This is a genomic window from uncultured Porticoccus sp. (assembly GCF_913061305.1).
In the GTDB taxonomy this organism is placed as follows: Bacteria; Pseudomonadota; Gammaproteobacteria; order Pseudomonadales; family Porticoccaceae; genus Porticoccus.
The window spans coordinates 31,550-48,721 of the sequence record NZ_CAJXST010000009.1; the positions used below are offsets into that span (position 1 = coordinate 31,550).

Below are 17,172 nucleotides of genomic sequence, written 5' to 3' on the forward strand. Positions count from 1 at the left end.
CCTGATCGAGCCTGACGGCGGCCGGACCGCTCAATCGGCCAGTTCACCCCAGAGATCGTACTCATCCGACTGTTCAATGGTGACATTGACCAGATCGCCGGGCTGCAAGGTCTGCTCGCCATTGAGAAACACGTTGCCGTCAATTTCCGGAGCATCCGCGGTGGAGCGGCCAATAGCACCTTCCTCATCGACCTCATCAATCAAAACGGGCAGCGTCCTGCCAACCTTGTTCTGCAGCCGCGCCGTACTGATTGCCTGCTGCGCCTCCATAAAACGCTCCCAGCGCTGCTGTTTGATCGCTTCCGGTACAGCACCGGGCAAGGCATTGGCGGGCGCCCCGTCCACCGCTTCGTATTTGAAGCAGCCGACCCGATCCAGTTGGGCTTCTTTCAACCAATCCAGCAGGTAGGCAAACTGCTGCTCGGTTTCACCGGGAAAACCCACGATAAAGGTACTTCGCAGGGACAGATCCGGACACTGATCCCGCCAGCGGTGGATACGCTCCAGCACCTTCTCCTCGTTGGCCGGCCGCTTCATCGCCTTCAGTACATCGGGGTGGGCGTGCTGAAAAGGAATGTCCAGATAGGGCAGAATCCGTCCCTCGGACATCAGCGGAATCAGGTTATCCACATGGGGGTAGGGGTACACATAATGCAGACGAACCCAGACGCCCAGTTCACCCAATGCCTCACAGAGCTGTTGCATATGGGTTTTGATCGGCTTGCCCTGCCAGAACCCGGTGCGAAATTTCATGTCCACCCCGTAGGCACTAGTATCCTGCGAAATCACCAGTAACTCTTTGGTGCCGGCATTCACCAACCGCTCTGCTTCATCCATCACCTCGCCAATCGGACGGCTCACCAGGTCCCCCCGCAGCGAGGGGATAATGCAGAAACTGCAACGATGATTACAGCCTTCGGAGATTTTCAGGTAGGAATAGTGGCGCGGCGTCAGTTTAATACCCTGCCTCGGCACCAGATCTACATAGGGATTGTGATCCGCAGGGGGTGGCACATGCTGGTGGACAGCCCCCACCACCGCTTCGTATTGATGGGGACCCGATACGGCCAGCACGTCCGGATGCACTTTGCGGATGGCCTGCTCGTCGCCGCCCATGCAACCGGTGACGATAACCCTGCCATTTTCCGCCATGGCCTCGCCGATAGCATCCAGCGACTCCTGCTTGGCGCTATCGAGAAACCCACAGGTATTGACTACCACCACATCGGCATTCTGGTAACTGGCAGAGACCTGGTAGCCCTCCAGTCGCAGCTGGGTGAGGATACGCTCGGAATCCACCAGCGCCTTAGGACAACCTAACGAAATAAATCCAACTTTGCCTGACACAACACCTGACCCGCTGATTGGCCCAACCAGCTCAAGAAGAGATGGCCGTGCAGAAGAAAGGCGCGGATTTTACAGCATATCCGGGGCCGCTGCCCAACAAACAACCCGCCGCCGAAAACAGCAACCGCCCCTTATTGAGCAGTCCAGCCCCCGTCCACCGGCAGGCTGGCACCGGTAATGGTGGCCGCGGCATCTGAGCAAAGGAAAACCGCCAGGTCCCCCAAGGCTGAAGGCTGAGTCGCCTTGGGCACCGGTTGCTTGGCGACAATGGTGCGGCGCTTGCCCTCCTCAAAGCTCACGCCGTCGCGATCTGCCGTGGCCTGGAACTGCGCCGCCACCAGTTCGGTATCCACCCAACCCGGGCAAATGGCATTTGCCGTGACACCCTTGTCGGCGTTCTCCAGCGCCACCACTTTTGTGAGACCGACAATACCGTGCTTGGCGGCCACATAGGCCGCTTTTTGCAGCGAAGCCACCAGGCCGTGCACCGAGGCGATATTGATGATGCGTCCCCAGCCGCGCTGCTGCATACTGGGCAGCAGCAGGCGGGTGGTATGGAACGCGGAGCTGAGATTAATGGCGATAATCGCATCCCACTTCGCCACCGGGAAATCCTCCACCGAGGCGGTGTGCTGGATACCGGCGTTGTTGACAAGAATATCCACCTGGCCGAACTTCTCCAGGGTGGCCGCCACCAGTGCCTCGTTGCCCTCGGCCGAGGAGATATCCGCATCACTGAACAGGCACTGAATGCCGTAGCGTGATTCGAACTCTTCTGCCAGAGATTGGCCATGGACGGGATCCATCAGGCCATGCAGCACGATATTGGCGCCAGCATTGGCCAGTCGATCGGCCATGGCGTAGCCGATACCGCTGGTGGAGCCGGTCACCAGCGCGGTTTTTCCTTTCAACATACAGTCACCTCGCAAACGATGGATGGATGCCAGCCCGATGGGGTAGAAAGCGGACTGGCAACGGAATTGAGCATTTCTGCCAACTATGGGAACACGGAGTCTAAGTTATTCCCGACCAATACAAAAATGTCGCCGGGAGATCGCGCACATAAAAAAACCCGCAGTTGCGGGCTTTTTTATTGCCTGACTATTCAGCTACTATTTAAACACCACTGAAAAAGTCACCGGTACGGCCAGAGAGATATTATCCAGACCCGCCAGACTACGTAGCTTTTCAATCCCCGGCGCCATTTTGTGGCGAGTCACATCAATAAATCCCGGCGCCACCGTGGCGACACTCAGCGCTCCGCTATTCAGTCGCGTCACCTGTGTCTGGAAACTCATGGGCACCGTGTGTCCATTCAGCGCCAGCTCGCCCTTCAGTTCAACCTCACGCTGCTCACCAGGTTTCAGGGAGTTCAACGCCTTGAGATCGACATCTGCTATAAAACTGGCCGTTTTGAACGCTTCCGTATTGAACAGATAGTTGCGCATGCGCTCATCGCGAACCTCGATGCCGCTGTCAATACTATCCAATGCAATCTCAATACTCGCCTTTCCACTGACATCATCGATAGTTCCACTCAGCTTTTCAAACGCAAACAACTCAGCAAGACGGTCATTTTTTACGCTGGTGATATTCAGTATCGAACGACTGCTATCCATTTCCAGCGCATTGAGGCCACTGGTAACCAGTATCAGTACCGTTGTACACAAGAGGTTTTTCATTACCTTGCACTCCTTATTTATCTACTCGATTTATAGACAGTATACTCCTGAAGAATTGCCCCTGGCCTTAAAAGGAAATGACAGACCTGACAGGTATCCGGGCATAAAAAAGGCTCCCAAGCGGGAGCCTTTTTCGATCATACCGGAACAATCAGAACTGTATTTCCGGCACGTGGTCGGGAACCACCATTTCGCCGGCGGTCTTCTCCACAATTTCCTCTACAGAAACCCCCGGGGCACGCTCCACCAGATGGAACTTGCCGTCGCGAATTTCCACGTAGGCCAGATCAGTCAGTACCTGGGTGATACAACCGGCACCGGTCAGCGGCAGATTGCACTGGGGCAGCAGCTTGGAGTTACCGTATTTGTCGGCGTGGGTCATCAACACGATGATGTTATCGGCACCGGCCACCAGGTCCATTGCGCCGCCCATGCCCTTGATCAGTTTGCCGGGGATCATCCAGGAGGCAATACTGCCATTGACATCCACCTCAAAGGCACCCAGCACGGTCAGATCCACATGACCGCCACGAATCATGGCAAAGGACTCCGCCGATGAGAAAATAGAGGCGCCCTTGGCCGTGGTCACCAGTTGTTTACCCGCGTTGATCAGATCGGGGTCGATCTGGTCCTCGGTGGGAAACGGCCCCATACCCAACAGTCCATTTTCAGACTGCAACATCACTTCCATACCTTCCGGCACATGGTTGGCCACTAGGGTGGGAATACCTATGCCGAGGTTTACGTAGTACCCGTCCTGCAGCTCGCGGGCAACACGGATAGCCATTTGATCACGAGAAAGTGCCATGATTGTCTCTCCTTTTTAGCCTTCGCGAACAGTGCGCTTTTCGATACGTTTCTCGAACGTGCCCTGAATCAGACGATCCACGTAAATACCCGGGGTATGAACGTACATCGGGTCCAGTTCGCCCGGTTCGACAATCTCTTCCACTTCCATCACGCAAATCTTGCCGGCGGTGGCTGCCATCGGATTGAAGTTCATGGCGGTGTTGCGATAGATCGCATTGCCATAACGGTCCGCTTTCCACGCTTTCACGATTGAGAAGTCGCCCTGGATGGACTCTTCAAGAATATACTTGCGACCGTTGAACTCGCGCACATCCTTACCTTCACCGATATCCGTACCGTAACCGGTGGCAGTATAGAAAGCCGGAATACCCGCACCGGCAGCGCGCATTTTTTCCGCCAGCGTTCCCTGGGGGGTCAGTTCCACTTCCAGCTGGCCGGAGAGCAACTGCTCTTCGAACAGCTTGTTTTCCCCCACGTAGGAAGACACCATTTTCTTGATCTGACGATCTTCCAGCAGAACACCCAGACCAAAACCGTCGATACCACAGTTATTGGAAATAATGGTGAGCTCTTTGGTACCCATCTTCTTGATTTGATTGATCAGGTTTTCGGGGATACCACAAATGCCAAAACCGCCTGCAATCACGGTCATGCCATCTTCCAGACCCGCCATCGCTTCTTCGTAGGTGTTAACCACCTTATCGAAACCCGCCATGAACAAAACTCCTCAATGATTATTATTTACCGTGGCGCACCTCAATTTGAGGTGCGCAAAACGGCTCACAGCATCCTATAGCGAAATATATTTATCAAGCGTAAAATTTTAATCAACTGATTAAAGGAATTTATATAAGAGTGCCATGGATATCACCATAAAACAGCTCAAGGCGTTTGTCACCGTTGCCCAGACCCGCAACTTCGCTGAGGCCGGCGAACGATTGCATCTCTCCCAGCCTGCACTCAGTATTTCCCTGAAAAATCTGGAAGAAGTGGTGGGTGGAAAACTGCTGGCTCGCACCACCCGCACCCTTTCGCTGACCCCGGAGGGCGAAGCCTTTCTACCGGTGGCGCAGCGACTGCTGGCCGACTGGGACAATGCGCTGACCGACCTGCACAACCTGTTCGCCATGCGGCGGGGCAAACTGAGCATCGCCAGTATGGCCTCTTTCTCGATCAGCAAGCTGCCAAAAGCGCTTCACTACTACCGCAGCAAGTTCCCGGATATCAATATCACGGTACAGGATGTGGTGGCAGAAGAGGTGGTGGATATGGTGCGCACAGGCCGCGTGGAAGTCGGTGTTACTTTCGACATGGAAGAGTCCGAGGACCTCCACTTTGAGCCGCTCTTTGAAGACAGTTTTTACGTGGTGACGCCGGAACAGCATGCCCTGCTGGCGGAAGACGAAATCACCTGGACACACCTCCAGAAATTTCCCTTTGTGGCACTGCAGCGCCCCTCGGCCATGCGTCAGATGATTGACGAGATTACCGCCAGCTGCGGTATAACCCTGACGGTGGAATTTGAAGCACACCAGCTCGCCTCCATTGGCTCCATGGTCGCCAACAAACTGGGTATCAGCGTCGTGCCATCACTGGCCATACAGCAGATGCGGGCGCTCGGCGCAGAGTGTCGCCCACTCACCAGCCCCGTCGTCACCCGCCAAATCGGTATTCTGACAAGGCGTCGCTACCCCTTGTCCTCTGCCGCCATGGCTCTGGTGGAGACCCTGAAATCACAAATTACGGCACCCTGAAACACCCCATACAGCGGCCTGTCACCTGACGTTCCGGACAAAATCTGTTAGGGTGTTTACCTTCTTTTCACTACCCAAATTAATCATTATGAGCAAACAAAAACAATTCGACGCAGCGATGAACCCCGATGAACTCTACCTTGAAGAAATTTTCACTGACCAGAAAATAGGCAGTATACGTCGGCTGAGCCCGGTCACCCGCAACGGTGATGCCGATGCCAGCCGCGAAGTACTCTATATGGGTTCTACCCAGGTAATGACACCCATGGGTGCCCTGCCAATCAATTTTGAGTTGCACGCCAACAGTATCGGTGAAGCTGCCGAAAAATTCGGTGAGGAAGCCGAGGTAGCCGTTGAGCGCACTGCTCGCGAGCTCGAGGAAATGCGTCGCGACCAGGCCTCCAAAATTGTTGTGCCGGGTCAGGGTGGTGGCGGGCCCACCGGCAACCTTGGTGGAGGTGGAGGTATGGGCAATTCAGGTATTATTATTTGAGCCCACTCGTTACTGGACTAAAGAGTGCCGGACTGACGGGTGCCCTGAGCTACAGCCCACCGTCTGACCTCTTATTAGGCACCGCCCAATGGCACTGAAAGCAACCGTTTTCAAAGTTGAGTTGCAGGTTTCGGATCTGGACCGAAACTATTATCAAACCCACTCACTCACCCTCGCCAGACACCCGTCAGAAACGGACGAACGAATGATGATTCGGCTGCTGGCATTTGCACTGAATGCCAGCGAGCACCTACAGTTCACCAAAGGGTTGTCCACAGAGGCGGAACCCGATCTCTGGCAGAAAAATCTGCATGGTGAAATCGGTCTGTGGATCGAAGTCGGGGTTCCCGACGCAAAGCGAATTCGCAAAGGTTCAAACCGGGCCGAACAAGTCATCATTTATGCCTATGGTGCCAGGACAGCTCCCGTGTGGTGGCAAAGTATCCAGGATGATCTGGCGCGCTTTGACAACCTGACGATCGGTTACCTCTCACCGGAGAATACTGCGGCATTGGCCGGGCTGGCGAACCGCAACATGACCCTCCAGGCAACCCTCCAGGATGGGCTCATCTGGATCGGCAACAGCGAACAGACCCTGACTATCACCCCGGAGTACTGGCAACGCGCCCGACTGAGCGACTAACCAGACAGGTCAGTCCGAAATCGGCTGCACCAGCACCCAGGGTTTTACCACCACCGACCAGACCCGGGCATCGCCTTCCAGCCACTTCATCGCCTGTTGATCGGTCACCTGTCCCACCTGACCGATCGCCAACCAATCTTGAACACAGGTTTTATTATCCTGGCAAATTGCCCAGGCAACCTCGATCAGGTCCAGCTCCGGCGACACATAAATGGTGGAGCCATTGGCAAAAAAACGCTGCAATTCCTGCCAGGGAATTTTTGCCGTCTCCTGCATCAGCTCTTCGCGCTCTATCATCAATCAAACACCTTTAATTCACATTAAACAACTCGACCGGCAGCGGCACCCGATGCCCAGGCCCACTGGAAATTGAAGCCGCCCAAATGACCGGTCACATCAAGCACCTCTCCCACAAAAAACAGACCCGACTGACGTTGACTCTCCATGGTTTTAGAAGAAATCTCGCGCGTATCCACTCCCCCCAGGGTCACTTCCGCAGTTCGGTAGCCCTCGGTACCCGCAGGTTTCAACGACCAACCCTGCAGGTTGCCTGCAACCGATGCCAACAAGTGATCTGGCCACTCTGCCAACGGCTTGCCGGCATGTTCCGGCCACCAAAGCCCCTCCAGCTCCCGCACCAGTTTGCGGGGCAACGATTGGGACAACAGCGTGCGCAACAGCGCCTTCGGCTGTTCTGTTTTCAATTCGAGCAACCACTGCCGGGCGTCGATATGTGGCAACAGGTCGACCTGTATCGTTTGCTCTTCGCGCCAGTAACTGGATATCTGCAGCACCGCCGGACCGCTCAGTCCCCGGTGGGTAAAGAGCATATTTTCCAGAAACGACTGTCCACCCGCCGACACACGGACGGGCACTGACAAACCAGAGAGTTTCTCCGACAGCAGTTTAAATCCGTCGGTAAAGGTAAAGGGCACCAGTGCTGGCCTCAATGGGACCAGACTATGGCCGAACTGCCTCGCCAGCCGATAACCGAAGTCGGAACCGCCCAGGGTGGGCACCGACAGGCCACCACAGGCCACCACCAGTGAGTCAGCCCGCAACTCCCCCTGGGTTGTTACAACCTGAAACCTGTCGTCAGACTTCACCTCACGGATATCAATGCCGGTTTTCAACACCACCCCGACCTGCTCGGCTTCCGCCAGCAACATGTCGAGAATATCCCGGGAGCTGTTATCACAAAACAACTGGCCGAGGGTTTTCTCGTGGTAGGGAATACCGTGCCTGTTCACCAGCTCGATAAAATCCCACTGGGTATAACAACTCAACGCCGATTTGCAGAAATGTGGGTTGGCAGAGAGAAAGTGCTCCGGCTCTACATACAGGTTTGTGAAATTACAGCGGCCGCCGCCAGACATCAGGATTTTCTTGCCCGCCCTGTTGGCCCGCTCCAGCAACAGAACCCTGCGCCCACGCTGACCTGCAACCATAGCGGACATCAACCCCGCGGCACCGGCACCGATAACAATCACATCCCACTGGTTCAAAGTTACGCCTGTAAAAATCCACAAAGCACGCATTCTATCGGTCGCCGACTGCAGGTACTATAGCGGCCAGTAACGCTGTCCATTGTGAACAACGCTGTTATCCAGCCAATCTATTGAGTGCATGTCCATGTTTAAAGTGAATGAATATTTTGGTGGCAAGGTAGTCTCCATCGGCTTCCAGACCGAAACCCTGCCTGCCACGGTGGGTGTCATGGCCCCCGGTGAACACGAATTCTGTCCCAATAAAAAGGAAACCCTGACGGTAGTCAGCGGTGCACTGACAGTAAAACTGCCGGATCAGGATGACTGGCAGACCTTTAAACCTGGAGAGAGCTTCGAAGTATCACCAAACAGGGCTTTCCAATTGCAGGTAGCCGTGGACACTGCCTACCTGTGCACCTACGAGTAAGACGACCGGGCAGCAGAGGAGATCGATCTAAGCGCGGATTCAACTACACATCAGCGATCAGCAGTAGTTTCTGTGAACGACGCAGCTTTTTGATGGCCGCCTCCCGCTTCGATGCAGCACTGCGATCACCTGCTCCCTCCATATAGACCACCCTGACCGGTTGCCGCCCCCGATGAAAATAACGGGCACCGCCCTTGCCCGCCAGGTGCGCACGAAAACGTCGGGTGATGTCGGTGGTAATACCGGTATAGAGCGAGCCATCACTGGCTTCAATCATGTAGACAATCCAGTCTTGCGTCATGAAGCAGCTGTCAGTGTCTCACCGCAGTCACGGCAGCGATAGCGCGCTTCGCCCCGCTGGACGCTATTGTGGCGACGGGTGGCCAGTTGGTGGGTGGAACACTCACAGCGATAGGTAAAACGCCGCTGGCGGCGCATCGGAATACCGGCCAGATCAAAGCTCCCGGTGGCACGGGGTTCGACGCCGAACGCGTTCATGATCCCGCGCCACTGAACGCCATGGGGCCGCACCTTGCCGAGACCGTGCAGGCAGTCCACCAGGTAGTGAGCCACCTCATGGGGCACAGTCACCGCCATACTGTCATCAAAATATTTGGCAAAAATCCACGGGTTATAGCGAATAACCCGCTGGGTATCTCTGACCCGATACATCCCCGCCGTACCGCCACTCAGATCGAAAACTACCGGTATATCAGCAAATTTCCGGCCAAACAGTTTGCTGCCGTGCTGGATGAAACCAGCCGTCCTCGCCACAACCTGAAGACGCTGTCGCTCACTGATCGGGGTAATATATTTCATCCGCACAGTATAGCCGCAAACCGTCTCGGGCTATAATCGCACAATGATTTTTGACCTGCACAGCCACACCAACTGCTCCGACGGCTCCCTCTCACCCACCGAACTGGTGAACCTGGCTGCTGAGGCGGGCGTCGGTGTGCTGGCGATCACCGACCACGACAGCATCGCCGCCTGGCAACAGCTTGAGCTTCGCACAGCTCAACCCCTCCAGGTAATTCCAGCCGTGGAATTTTCCAGCCAGTGGCGCAAGATCGGTGTACATATTCTGGGCCTCAATGTCGACATCCATAGTGAAGCCCTGCAAGCCGGTGTCCGGTTTCAGCAACATGCCCGCCGACTCAGGGCCGAACGTATTGCCGAGAAACTGCAACAGGCTGGATTTCAGGATGCATTGGCGGGAGCCACGGCCGTCGCCGGCAACGACAACCTGGGCCGCCCCCATTTTGCCCAGCACCTGGTGAATATCGGTGCGGTTAACAACTTCAAGCAAGCCTTCAAAAAATACCTCGGAGCCGGCAAGCCGGGCGATATAAAGCAGTGCTGGGCCGATATAGCGCAAATAGTGGCATGGATCCGGGATGCGGGCGGGACGGCAGTGCTGGCACACCCGATTAAGTATGACCTTACCCGCACCAAGCTGGTCGCATTGGTGGACGATTTTATCGCTATCGGCGGCCAGGGTATGGAAGTGGTATCCGGCAAACAGATGCCCAACACCACCAGAGATTTGGCCCTTATCTGCCAGCAAAAACAACTTCTCGCGTCCTGTGGTTCGGACTTTCATCAACCGGGACAACCCTGGGCCGAGCTGGGTCGCTTTCCGCCCCTGCCCGAACAGTGTCAACCGGTTTGGCAACACTGGTAACATGGGCACATCTATTTGTAACAAAGCGAGTTCCGTGAATAAATTACCCACCAAATCGCAACTTCGTCGCCAGCTGCAGCAACAGGTAGACAACTACCTCAAACAGGGTGGTGAAATACAACAGATTCCCCGCGGTATCAGCGGTCGGGAGAATGCCTGCCAGAGCTTACCGACCGTCTTTTTTAATCAGCCAAAGGCTGAACGCACACCCGTACCTGAAGTGCTGGCCGCGCTGGACTCCCGGCGTCCAAAAAAACCGTCACCTCACAGGACCACCAGAGTCCGACCAAAAGAAACCATTATTTATGATGACTTCGGTGAACCCATCAGGCGGATTTGGCAGGACAAGTAACAAACACGGGCTGGGCTGGCCAAATCACAGGGGCAACCCTGACAGTCAGCGACCTGTTCGGATTCAGCCACCACAGAAAAATGGCCCATTTGAAACAGGGTATTCATCATGAAATTTCCTTTTGTACTGACACTGACACTGCTGGGTTTCATTCAGGCAAACGCTGGCAAGCTGTCTATTGCCGATATCCAGCCGCCAGAAAACCTGGTCAATATCCACGTGGAAAAACTGAGCAGTGACCGACATGCCTCGGATTTCATCGTGTTTGTGAAACAATTTGTACCTTTGCACAAACACCTCACCCACACAGAAACGATTTATATTCTTGAGGGAACCGGCTTGATGCGACTGGGTGAAGAGGAATTTGCAGTGGGGCCCGGGGATTTTATCAAGGTACCGGAAGGGACAGCCCACGGGGTAAAGACCACGTCATCAGTGCCGCTCAAGGCACTTTCGGTGCAGGCACCAGAATTTCTGGGTGATGACAGGGTGTTCCTCGAATAACCGTATAAACATTGTCAGTTGAGAGCGCGGCTTCATGGTGCCGGCGACAAAGTTACCGCTCAGTCGGCAAATCAAAAAATCCCTGGGGCGTAAATTAGTCTTTGCTGCAATCCAGCCTATATAATCCCAAGACCAGAATAACAGCGATAAAAAATGGGGAGAAAGCATGGCAACCAAAACTGCCTGGTGGCACCGCGCACGCCAAAATCATGTACGCCACAAAAGTTACACATCCTTTGTAGTACTCTCTCTGCTGGCTCTGCTGGCCAGCTTTACCACGCTGCCCGCCTATGCCGGGCTAAAAGCGGCGCACAGTGATACGCTCTGGGTGAGTCTCGGTGGTGGTATACGCATGCAACACACCACCAGAAACAGTGCCACTGACGGCAGCAATGAGTTCACGATGGACAGTATGCGGCTGTACATCGCCGGACAGCTCAGTGAACACTTGAAATTCAGCATCAACACCGAGAAGTATGAAGGCGACTCCGTCATGATCATTGATGCGATCCTGCAGTTTGATCTCGATCCGAAGTTTAACCTCTGGGTTGGCCGCACACTGGTTCCCACCGACCGGCCAGGGCTGAACGGTCCCTACACCGGCATGAGCTGGAACCAGTATCGTCAACCCCTGTTCCCGTCAGATTACGATGGTCCGGCCGGACGGCTCGGCCGCAGCGAGGGTGCCGTCGTCTTTGGTGCCATTGACAAAGTACAGTACTTGGCGGGTATTTTTGAGGGCACCGACGACCACGGTAATACCGACGATCATCTGCTGTATGCAGGCCGTATTGCCTATAATTTTCTCAATGTAGAGCCATTGGTGGGCTATTACACGGCGGCCACACACTATGGCAAGGCTGGCGACCTACTGACGGCAGCGCTGACTTTTCAAAGCCAGAAAGACAGCACGGGCAGCAGACAGGATCCCGGCGACTTTACAGGCTTTGCCTTTGATATCTTCTCTGAAACCGTGCTGGACAACCGGGGGGTAGTGACCTTTGAGGCAGGCTACAAGAATATGGACGGGGATTTCACACTCGCATCACCACCCATTGATGGACTGGATGAATGTTTCTGCCTTTTCAAAGGCGACTCCTACTTTGCCACAACAGGTTATTTATTCCCGCAAAAAATTGGCTTTGGGCAGTTTCAGCCCTATGTTCGCTACATGAAAAATGACCCGGACGATGCCGACACCAGCGATACCACCGAATGGGGCCTGAATTACGTCATCAACGGCTACAAGGCAACCGTCAACCTGCACTATGTTACGGGTGATGCCAATGCCAGCGGTTACGCCGGCATGGACACCGACATTGTTTCACTGGGACTGATCTTGCAGTACTACTGATAGCAGGACTTGATAACAGCACGGATAATTAAAAAATATCTGCCACAAGCTGTTGTCGCTCGAAGCGACTTGCAGGCCGAAGAAACCGGGCATTACTGGAGGTAGTGCCCCGGACCGTCGGGGCACTATTTTATCCGATGCCCGGGGATGCCTGCTCAGTGATGGTGACCACCGGCACCGTGGGCGTGTCCGTGACCAAGTTCATCCTGGGTTGCTTCGCGTACCTCAACAACCTCAACATCAAAGGTCAGGGTTTTGCCCGCCAGCGGATGGTTGGTGTCAATGTCCACGTTGAATTTGCCGACTTTAACCACGGTAACCGGACGCAACCCCTCATTGGTCATCAACGGCACGGTCATACCGGGTTCAAGCTTTCCCTCAAACTTCAGATTCTTGGCGGAAACCCGCATGACGCTCTGAGACCGCTGCCGGCCATAAGCCAGTTCCGGAGGTAGCGTCACAGTGAACGTTTCACCGGCCTCTTTGCCGAGCATCGCAGCCTCAAGGGTCTCGATCATGTTGCGATGGCCGTGCAGGTAAGCGGTCGGCTCACCCTCTCTCGACGTCTCTACTAAATCGCCGGCTTCATCGGTCATGGAATAGTGGAACGTCACCACGCAATTATCATTTATTTTCATGGTTGGATTACCCCTGATTTTCGAAAAGGCGGAATTATGGTGGGCTATGCCCGGGCTGGCAAGACCTGATAAAACCCCTGGGAAAAACTCACCTTTAGAGGCATGGCAAATAATTCAGAGAGACGCGCATCAGTCAGCAGCTCTTCCTTGGCATCATCTGCTACAACCCTGCCATTGGCCATGAATACTACCCGCTGGATTTCCGGGGGAATCTCATGGATGTGGTGGGTGGCCAACAGAATGGTTTTACCCTGCTGGGCCAACTGTCGGATGGCGTCCAGATAATGGTAGGTTGCATTCAGGTCGAGGCCGCTGGTGGGCTCGTCGAGAATCAGATGATCCGGACGATGAATCAGCGCCCGACCCAACAGGCAACGACGTTGCTGCCCGGTCGACATCTGACGGTAGGGACGATTGGCCAGTTCAGCCACCCCCAGCTCCTGTAGCACAGTCCGGCCCTGTTCCAGTTGCGCCTCCGTGACTTGCTGATAGTGGAATAGACCAATGGAGTTGTGCAGTCCGGATACCACAACGCCCAGACCACTGACTTCAGGGACAAATCCCTGTTGCAGATCAGCAGAAACAAGGCCGATTTTTTCCCTCAATTCCCAGAGCACCGGCCGATCCTGACCGAGTATCCGGACCCAGGAATCCTCTTTCACTACCGGGTAGAGTTCCCGAGTCAGCAGCTTTAACAGCGTACTTTTGCCGGCACCGTTGGGGCCGATAATCGCCGTACTCTGGCCCTGCTCAACCGCCAGTGAAAAACGATCGAAAACTTTTTTATTATCCCGAAATACCGTGGCATTGCGGATATCGAGCAGCCGGGGGTGTTGCATGGGTTATATCCATTTTTAAAACCGGAGGTTATTGGACGGCCTCGCCTCTGGCCTGTTTATCCGCATGATAGGAAGAGCGCACCAACGGGCCGGAGGCTACCTGGCTGAAACCAATCCGGCGAGCGTACTCGGCATACTCGGCAAACTCATCCGGGTGCACAAAACGGTCTACCGGCAGATGGTTTTTGGAGGGCTGCAAGTACTGTCCCACCGTCAGCATATCCACATCATGGGCACGGAGATCCTCCAAGGTGCTCAGCAGTTCCTCACGTGTTTCTCCGAGCCCCACCATCAGACCGGATTTGGTGGGAACACTGGGGTTGAGCCGTTTGTATTCCTGAAGCAGTTTGAGCGACCACTGGTAATTGGCACCGGGCCTCGCTTCACGATAGAGCCTGGGGATGGTTTCCATGTTGTGATTGAATACATCGGGGGGCGTATCGGAGAGAATCGTCAGGGCCGGCTCCATACGACCGCGAAAATCCGGCACCAGCACTTCCACTTTGAGATCGGGGCTGAGCAACCGGGATTCACGGATACAATCCGCAAAATGTTGTGCACCGCCATCGCGGAGATCGTCCCGATCCACCGATGTAATCACCACATAGCGCAACTGCATTTCCTGAATGGCGCGGGCCAGATTAACCGGCTCGGCGGCATCCAGGGGGTTGGGCTTGCCGTGGCCGACATCACAGAACGGACAGCGACGGGTACAGATTTCACCCATGATCATAAAGGTGGCCGTGCCGTGGCTGAAGCACTCACTGAGATTCGGACAGGCGGCCTCTTCACAGACCGTCGCCAGTGTGTGCTTGCGCAGAATATCCTTGATTTCCTGGACACGAGGCGATGATGACACCCTGATTCGCATCCAGTCCGGTTTGCGCTGGTAGGTTTCTGTCGGGATTACCTTTACGGGTATCCGCTCCACCTTATCGGCGCTGCGCAGTTTTTCCCCCTGGGCAATACGGCGGGTGCGCTGTGGCGGAATCACCTTGACGTCAGTCATATGGAATTACTCACAAACATTTGATGTACCAGACGGGCAGTACCGGAAAACAATTAACGACCAATCAATAACGGGTGCTGCCCTTCTACAAGGTGACCATTGTAACCCAGCTTGACCGTCAAAATATCTGCCAGGCGCTCAGCCACTTCCTGAACGGTGACGGGCTCTGCCAACAGATCATTCATCTGGGTCATAACAACACCGAGCCCGCAGGGATTAATGCGCGCCCAGGGCGCCAGATCCATATCCACATTAAAATTGAGACCGTGGTAACTGCAACCGCGGCGCACCCGCAAACCCAGGGAGCCGATTTTAGCCCCGTCAGCCAGATAAACACCCGGCGCGTCCGGCCGGGGCGCAGCGGCAATTCCCCAGTGGGCAAGGGTTTCCACCAGGGCCACCTCAATCAGTGTAACCAGATCGCGAACCCCGATACCGAGCCGACGCAGGTCTATCAGCAAATAACCGGTGATCTGGCCCGGGCCGTGGTAGGTCACATGTCCCCCACGGTCACTCTGCACAACCGGAATATCCCCGGGCATCAGGATATATTCCTGATTACCCGCCTGCCCCTGGGTGAATACCGGTTCGTGTTCCAGCAGCCAGATTTCATCGGGGGTCTGATCATCGCGCTCCGCAGTGATTCGCTTCATGGCATCAAATGTCTGGGCATAATCACGCCGCCCGAGATAGCGGACGATAAGCGGCAGGGCTGGCGACGTACTCGTTGGTGCAACCATCACTTCGGGCAGATCCGGATTCACAGCACCATTTGCACCAGAGGGTTGTGCTTGAGGTCCTCAAAAATGGCCGACAATTGCGCTTCTCCGGTTGCGGTGATGACGACAGTGATCGCCTGAAAGTTGCCATGGCGGCTGTCGCGAATGGAAACAGCCGCTTCATCAAAGCCCGGGGCGTGGCGCGTCATCACTTCCATGATAAGGCTATGCAAGCCGGGGGCAGCCCGTCCCATGACCTTTATCGGGTAATCACAGGGAAATTCAATTTTTGGGGCTGACTGCTCGGGCATCAGGAGAACAGCCCCACAAAAAACAGCGTAATGGCATCCCATAGCCGCGAAAAGAGACCCGCCTCGGCAACAGGGTGTTCAGCCACAACAGGCATATCCAGCAACGTCTCACCTTCATAACTAACGCTCAGTCGTCCCAGTTCCTGGGTCTCACTGAAAGGGGCCTTGATGGTTTGATCCACAAGAATCTTGGCCTCGAGGTCATCCCTGGAGCCCCGCGGAATCGTCAGATAAACATCTTCCGGTACCACCAGGTTGATGCGGTTTTCTTCACCGTACCAGACAGGTGCATTCTCCTGAATGACATCGCCCCTGGAGTAAAGCTGGCCTGTTTCATAATAACGGAACCCGTAAGCCAGCAGCTTTTGTGATTCCCGGGCCCGGATTTCCTCGCTACTGGTGCCCATAACCACAGAGACAAGCCGCATACCGTTGCGGACAGCAGAAGCTACCAGACAGTAACCCGCCGCTTCAGTATGGCCTGTTTTCAGGCCGTCTACTGTCTTATCACGCCAGAGCAACCGGTTGCGATTGGGCTGCTTTATGCCGTTGTATTCAAAATACTTTTCACTGTAGATACTGTAATGTTCCGGATAATCCTTGATCAACGCCCTCGCCAACAGCGACATATCCCGGGCGGTGGTGAGATGACCCTCGGCGGGCCAACCGGTGGCATTGAGGAAATGGGAATTTTTCATGCGAAGTAATTCTGCCTGCTGGTTCATCACATCAGCAAAAGCACTCTCGCTGCCGGCCAGATGCTCTGCCAGTGCCACCGAGGCATCGTTCCCTGACTGAATAATGACACCCCGCAGCAAATCGATCAGTGGCACCTGAGTGCCCTCCTTGACAAACATCTTCGAACCGCCCATCTGCCAGGCGGCGACGCTGATGGGCACCATATCCGTTTCCTTGACCTTGCCGTTGTGAATATCGGCGGAGACGATATAACTGGTCATCATCTTGGTCAGGCTCGCTGGCGGCACCTGTTCATCGGCATTGTGTTCAACAAGCACCTTCCCGGTGTTGGCATCCAGCAAAATCCAGGCAGTTGCCGCGAGATCGGGGGGAGCAGGAATCAGCACTTTGGCCTGGGCAACACTGCCCATAACAAGAAAC

General features: G+C 55.0%; 23 protein-coding genes. 8 read left to right on the forward strand and 15 right to left on the reverse strand.

Annotated features, from left to right (window positions below):
- Nucleotides 1-30: 30 nt before the first annotated feature.
- From rimO to QZ516_RS11400, 5 genes are all read right to left on the reverse strand, one after another.
- Nucleotides 31-1,347 carry a 30S ribosomal protein S12 methylthiotransferase RimO gene (gene rimO / locus QZ516_RS11380; RefSeq protein WP_297189828.1) on the reverse strand — a complete coding sequence of 439 codons (1,317 nt, stop codon included), beginning with the start codon at nucleotides 1,345-1,347 and terminating at the stop codon, nucleotides 31-33.
- Nucleotides 1,348-1,478: 131 nt separating this feature from the next.
- Nucleotides 1,479-2,261 carry a 3-hydroxybutyrate dehydrogenase gene (locus QZ516_RS11385; protein WP_297189831.1) on the reverse strand — a complete coding sequence of 261 codons (783 nt, stop codon included), beginning with the start codon at nucleotides 2,259-2,261 and terminating at the stop codon, nucleotides 1,479-1,481.
- A 198-nt stretch (nucleotides 2,262-2,459) separates the two neighbouring features.
- A complete protein-coding gene (locus tag QZ516_RS11390) occupies nucleotides 2,460-3,029 on the reverse strand; it encodes a YceI family protein (RefSeq protein WP_297189834.1) in 570 nt (189 codons plus the stop codon).
- A gap of 151 nt (nucleotides 3,030-3,180) precedes the next feature.
- Nucleotides 3,181-3,837: a CoA transferase subunit B gene (locus QZ516_RS11395; protein WP_297189837.1), complete on the reverse strand. Its 657-nt coding sequence runs from the start codon at nucleotides 3,835-3,837 to the stop codon at nucleotides 3,181-3,183.
- Between the two features lie 15 nt (nucleotides 3,838-3,852).
- Nucleotides 3,853-4,554, reverse strand: a complete 702-nt coding sequence (locus QZ516_RS11400; protein WP_297189840.1) for a CoA transferase subunit A — start codon at nucleotides 4,552-4,554, stop codon at nucleotides 3,853-3,855.
- A 145-nt stretch (nucleotides 4,555-4,699) separates the two neighbouring features.
- On the opposite strand from QZ516_RS11400, the gene QZ516_RS11405 reads away from it, so the two are divergent.
- The 3 genes from QZ516_RS11405 to QZ516_RS11415 all read left to right on the forward strand — a co-directional run bounded on the left by QZ516_RS11405 (nucleotide 4,700) and on the right by QZ516_RS11415 (nucleotide 6,729).
- Nucleotides 4,700-5,593 carry a LysR family transcriptional regulator gene (locus tag QZ516_RS11405; RefSeq protein WP_297189843.1) on the forward strand — a complete coding sequence of 298 codons (894 nt, stop codon included), beginning with the start codon at nucleotides 4,700-4,702 and terminating at the stop codon, nucleotides 5,591-5,593.
- Between the two features lie 88 nt (nucleotides 5,594-5,681).
- Nucleotides 5,682-6,086 (forward strand): hypothetical protein, encoded by a 405-nt coding sequence (locus tag QZ516_RS11410; protein WP_297189845.1) that lies wholly within the window; start codon nucleotides 5,682-5,684, stop codon nucleotides 6,084-6,086.
- 88 nt (nucleotides 6,087-6,174) lie between these two features.
- Nucleotides 6,175-6,729 carry a YaeQ family protein gene (locus QZ516_RS11415; protein ID WP_297189848.1) on the forward strand — a complete coding sequence of 185 codons (555 nt, stop codon included), beginning with the start codon at nucleotides 6,175-6,177 and terminating at the stop codon, nucleotides 6,727-6,729.
- A gap of 9 nt (nucleotides 6,730-6,738) precedes the next feature.
- On the opposite strand, the gene QZ516_RS11420 is transcribed toward QZ516_RS11415, so the two are convergent.
- Both QZ516_RS11420 and QZ516_RS11425 read right to left on the reverse strand, forming a co-directional pair.
- Nucleotides 6,739-7,026 (reverse strand): DUF2288 domain-containing protein, encoded by a 288-nt coding sequence (locus tag QZ516_RS11420; RefSeq protein WP_297189850.1) that lies wholly within the window; start codon nucleotides 7,024-7,026, stop codon nucleotides 6,739-6,741.
- A gap of 23 nt (nucleotides 7,027-7,049) precedes the next feature.
- Nucleotides 7,050-8,234, reverse strand: a complete 1,185-nt coding sequence (locus tag QZ516_RS11425; RefSeq protein WP_297189852.1) for an NAD(P)/FAD-dependent oxidoreductase — start codon at nucleotides 8,232-8,234, stop codon at nucleotides 7,050-7,052.
- A gap of 127 nt (nucleotides 8,235-8,361) precedes the next feature.
- Here QZ516_RS11425 and QZ516_RS11430 point away from each other — a divergent pair, with 127 nt between their 5' ends.
- Nucleotides 8,362-8,643, forward strand: a complete 282-nt coding sequence (locus tag QZ516_RS11430; RefSeq protein ID WP_297189855.1) for a pyrimidine/purine nucleoside phosphorylase — start codon at nucleotides 8,362-8,364, stop codon at nucleotides 8,641-8,643.
- A 43-nt stretch (nucleotides 8,644-8,686) separates the two neighbouring features.
- Here QZ516_RS11430 and QZ516_RS11435 read toward each other — a convergent pair whose 3' ends face one another.
- Nucleotides 8,687-8,944 carry a GIY-YIG nuclease family protein gene (locus QZ516_RS11435; protein WP_297189858.1) on the reverse strand — a complete coding sequence of 86 codons (258 nt, stop codon included), beginning with the start codon at nucleotides 8,942-8,944 and terminating at the stop codon, nucleotides 8,687-8,689.
- Nucleotides 8,941-9,462, reverse strand: coding sequence for a SprT-like domain-containing protein (locus tag QZ516_RS11440; protein WP_297189861.1), 522 nt, complete (start codon nucleotides 9,460-9,462; stop codon nucleotides 8,941-8,943). Before QZ516_RS11440 ends, QZ516_RS11435 begins: the two co-directional genes overlap by 4 nt.
- A 43-nt stretch (nucleotides 9,463-9,505) precedes the next feature.
- Here QZ516_RS11440 and QZ516_RS11445 point away from each other — a divergent pair, with 43 nt between their 5' ends.
- From QZ516_RS11445 to QZ516_RS11460, 4 genes are all read left to right on the forward strand, one after another.
- Nucleotides 9,506-10,327, forward strand: a complete 822-nt coding sequence (locus QZ516_RS11445) for a PHP domain-containing protein (RefSeq protein WP_297189863.1) — start codon at nucleotides 9,506-9,508, stop codon at nucleotides 10,325-10,327.
- Between the two features lie 34 nt (nucleotides 10,328-10,361).
- Nucleotides 10,362-10,679: a hypothetical protein gene (locus QZ516_RS11450; protein WP_297189866.1), complete on the forward strand. Its 318-nt coding sequence runs from the start codon at nucleotides 10,362-10,364 to the stop codon at nucleotides 10,677-10,679.
- 108 nt (nucleotides 10,680-10,787) lie between these two features.
- Nucleotides 10,788-11,183, forward strand: coding sequence for a cupin domain-containing protein (locus QZ516_RS11455; RefSeq protein WP_297189869.1), 396 nt, complete (start codon nucleotides 10,788-10,790; stop codon nucleotides 11,181-11,183).
- Nucleotides 11,184-11,349: 166 nt separating this feature from the next.
- Nucleotides 11,350-12,537, forward strand: coding sequence for a hypothetical protein (locus tag QZ516_RS11460; RefSeq protein ID WP_297189871.1), 1,188 nt, complete (start codon nucleotides 11,350-11,352; stop codon nucleotides 12,535-12,537).
- 155 nt (nucleotides 12,538-12,692) lie between these two features.
- Here the strand turns inward: QZ516_RS11460 and QZ516_RS11465 are convergent, their stop codons facing one another.
- From QZ516_RS11465 to QZ516_RS11490, 6 genes are read right to left on the reverse strand one after another with little or no spacing between them, the layout of a single operon-like run.
- Nucleotides 12,693-13,175, reverse strand: a complete 483-nt coding sequence (locus QZ516_RS11465) for a peptidylprolyl isomerase (protein ID WP_297189874.1) — start codon at nucleotides 13,173-13,175, stop codon at nucleotides 12,693-12,695.
- 44 nt (nucleotides 13,176-13,219) lie between these two features.
- Nucleotides 13,220-14,014: an ATP-binding cassette domain-containing protein gene (locus QZ516_RS11470; protein WP_297189877.1), complete on the reverse strand. Its 795-nt coding sequence runs from the start codon at nucleotides 14,012-14,014 to the stop codon at nucleotides 13,220-13,222.
- Nucleotides 14,015-14,042: 28 nt separating this feature from the next.
- Nucleotides 14,043-15,023 carry a lipoyl synthase gene (gene lipA / locus QZ516_RS11475; protein ID WP_297189880.1) on the reverse strand — a complete coding sequence of 327 codons (981 nt, stop codon included), beginning with the start codon at nucleotides 15,021-15,023 and terminating at the stop codon, nucleotides 14,043-14,045.
- A gap of 53 nt (nucleotides 15,024-15,076) precedes the next feature.
- Nucleotides 15,077-15,763, reverse strand: coding sequence for a lipoyl(octanoyl) transferase LipB (gene lipB / locus QZ516_RS11480; RefSeq protein ID WP_297189989.1), 687 nt, complete (start codon nucleotides 15,761-15,763; stop codon nucleotides 15,077-15,079).
- Nucleotides 15,764-15,783: 20 nt separating this feature from the next.
- Nucleotides 15,784-16,053, reverse strand: a complete 270-nt coding sequence (locus tag QZ516_RS11485) for a DUF493 domain-containing protein (protein WP_297189883.1) — start codon at nucleotides 16,051-16,053, stop codon at nucleotides 15,784-15,786.
- Nucleotides 16,053-17,162: a D-alanyl-D-alanine carboxypeptidase family protein gene (locus tag QZ516_RS11490; RefSeq protein ID WP_297189991.1), complete on the reverse strand. Its 1,110-nt coding sequence runs from the start codon at nucleotides 17,160-17,162 to the stop codon at nucleotides 16,053-16,055. Before QZ516_RS11490 ends, QZ516_RS11485 begins: the two co-directional genes overlap by 1 nt.
- Nucleotides 17,163-17,172 lie beyond the last annotated feature (10 nt).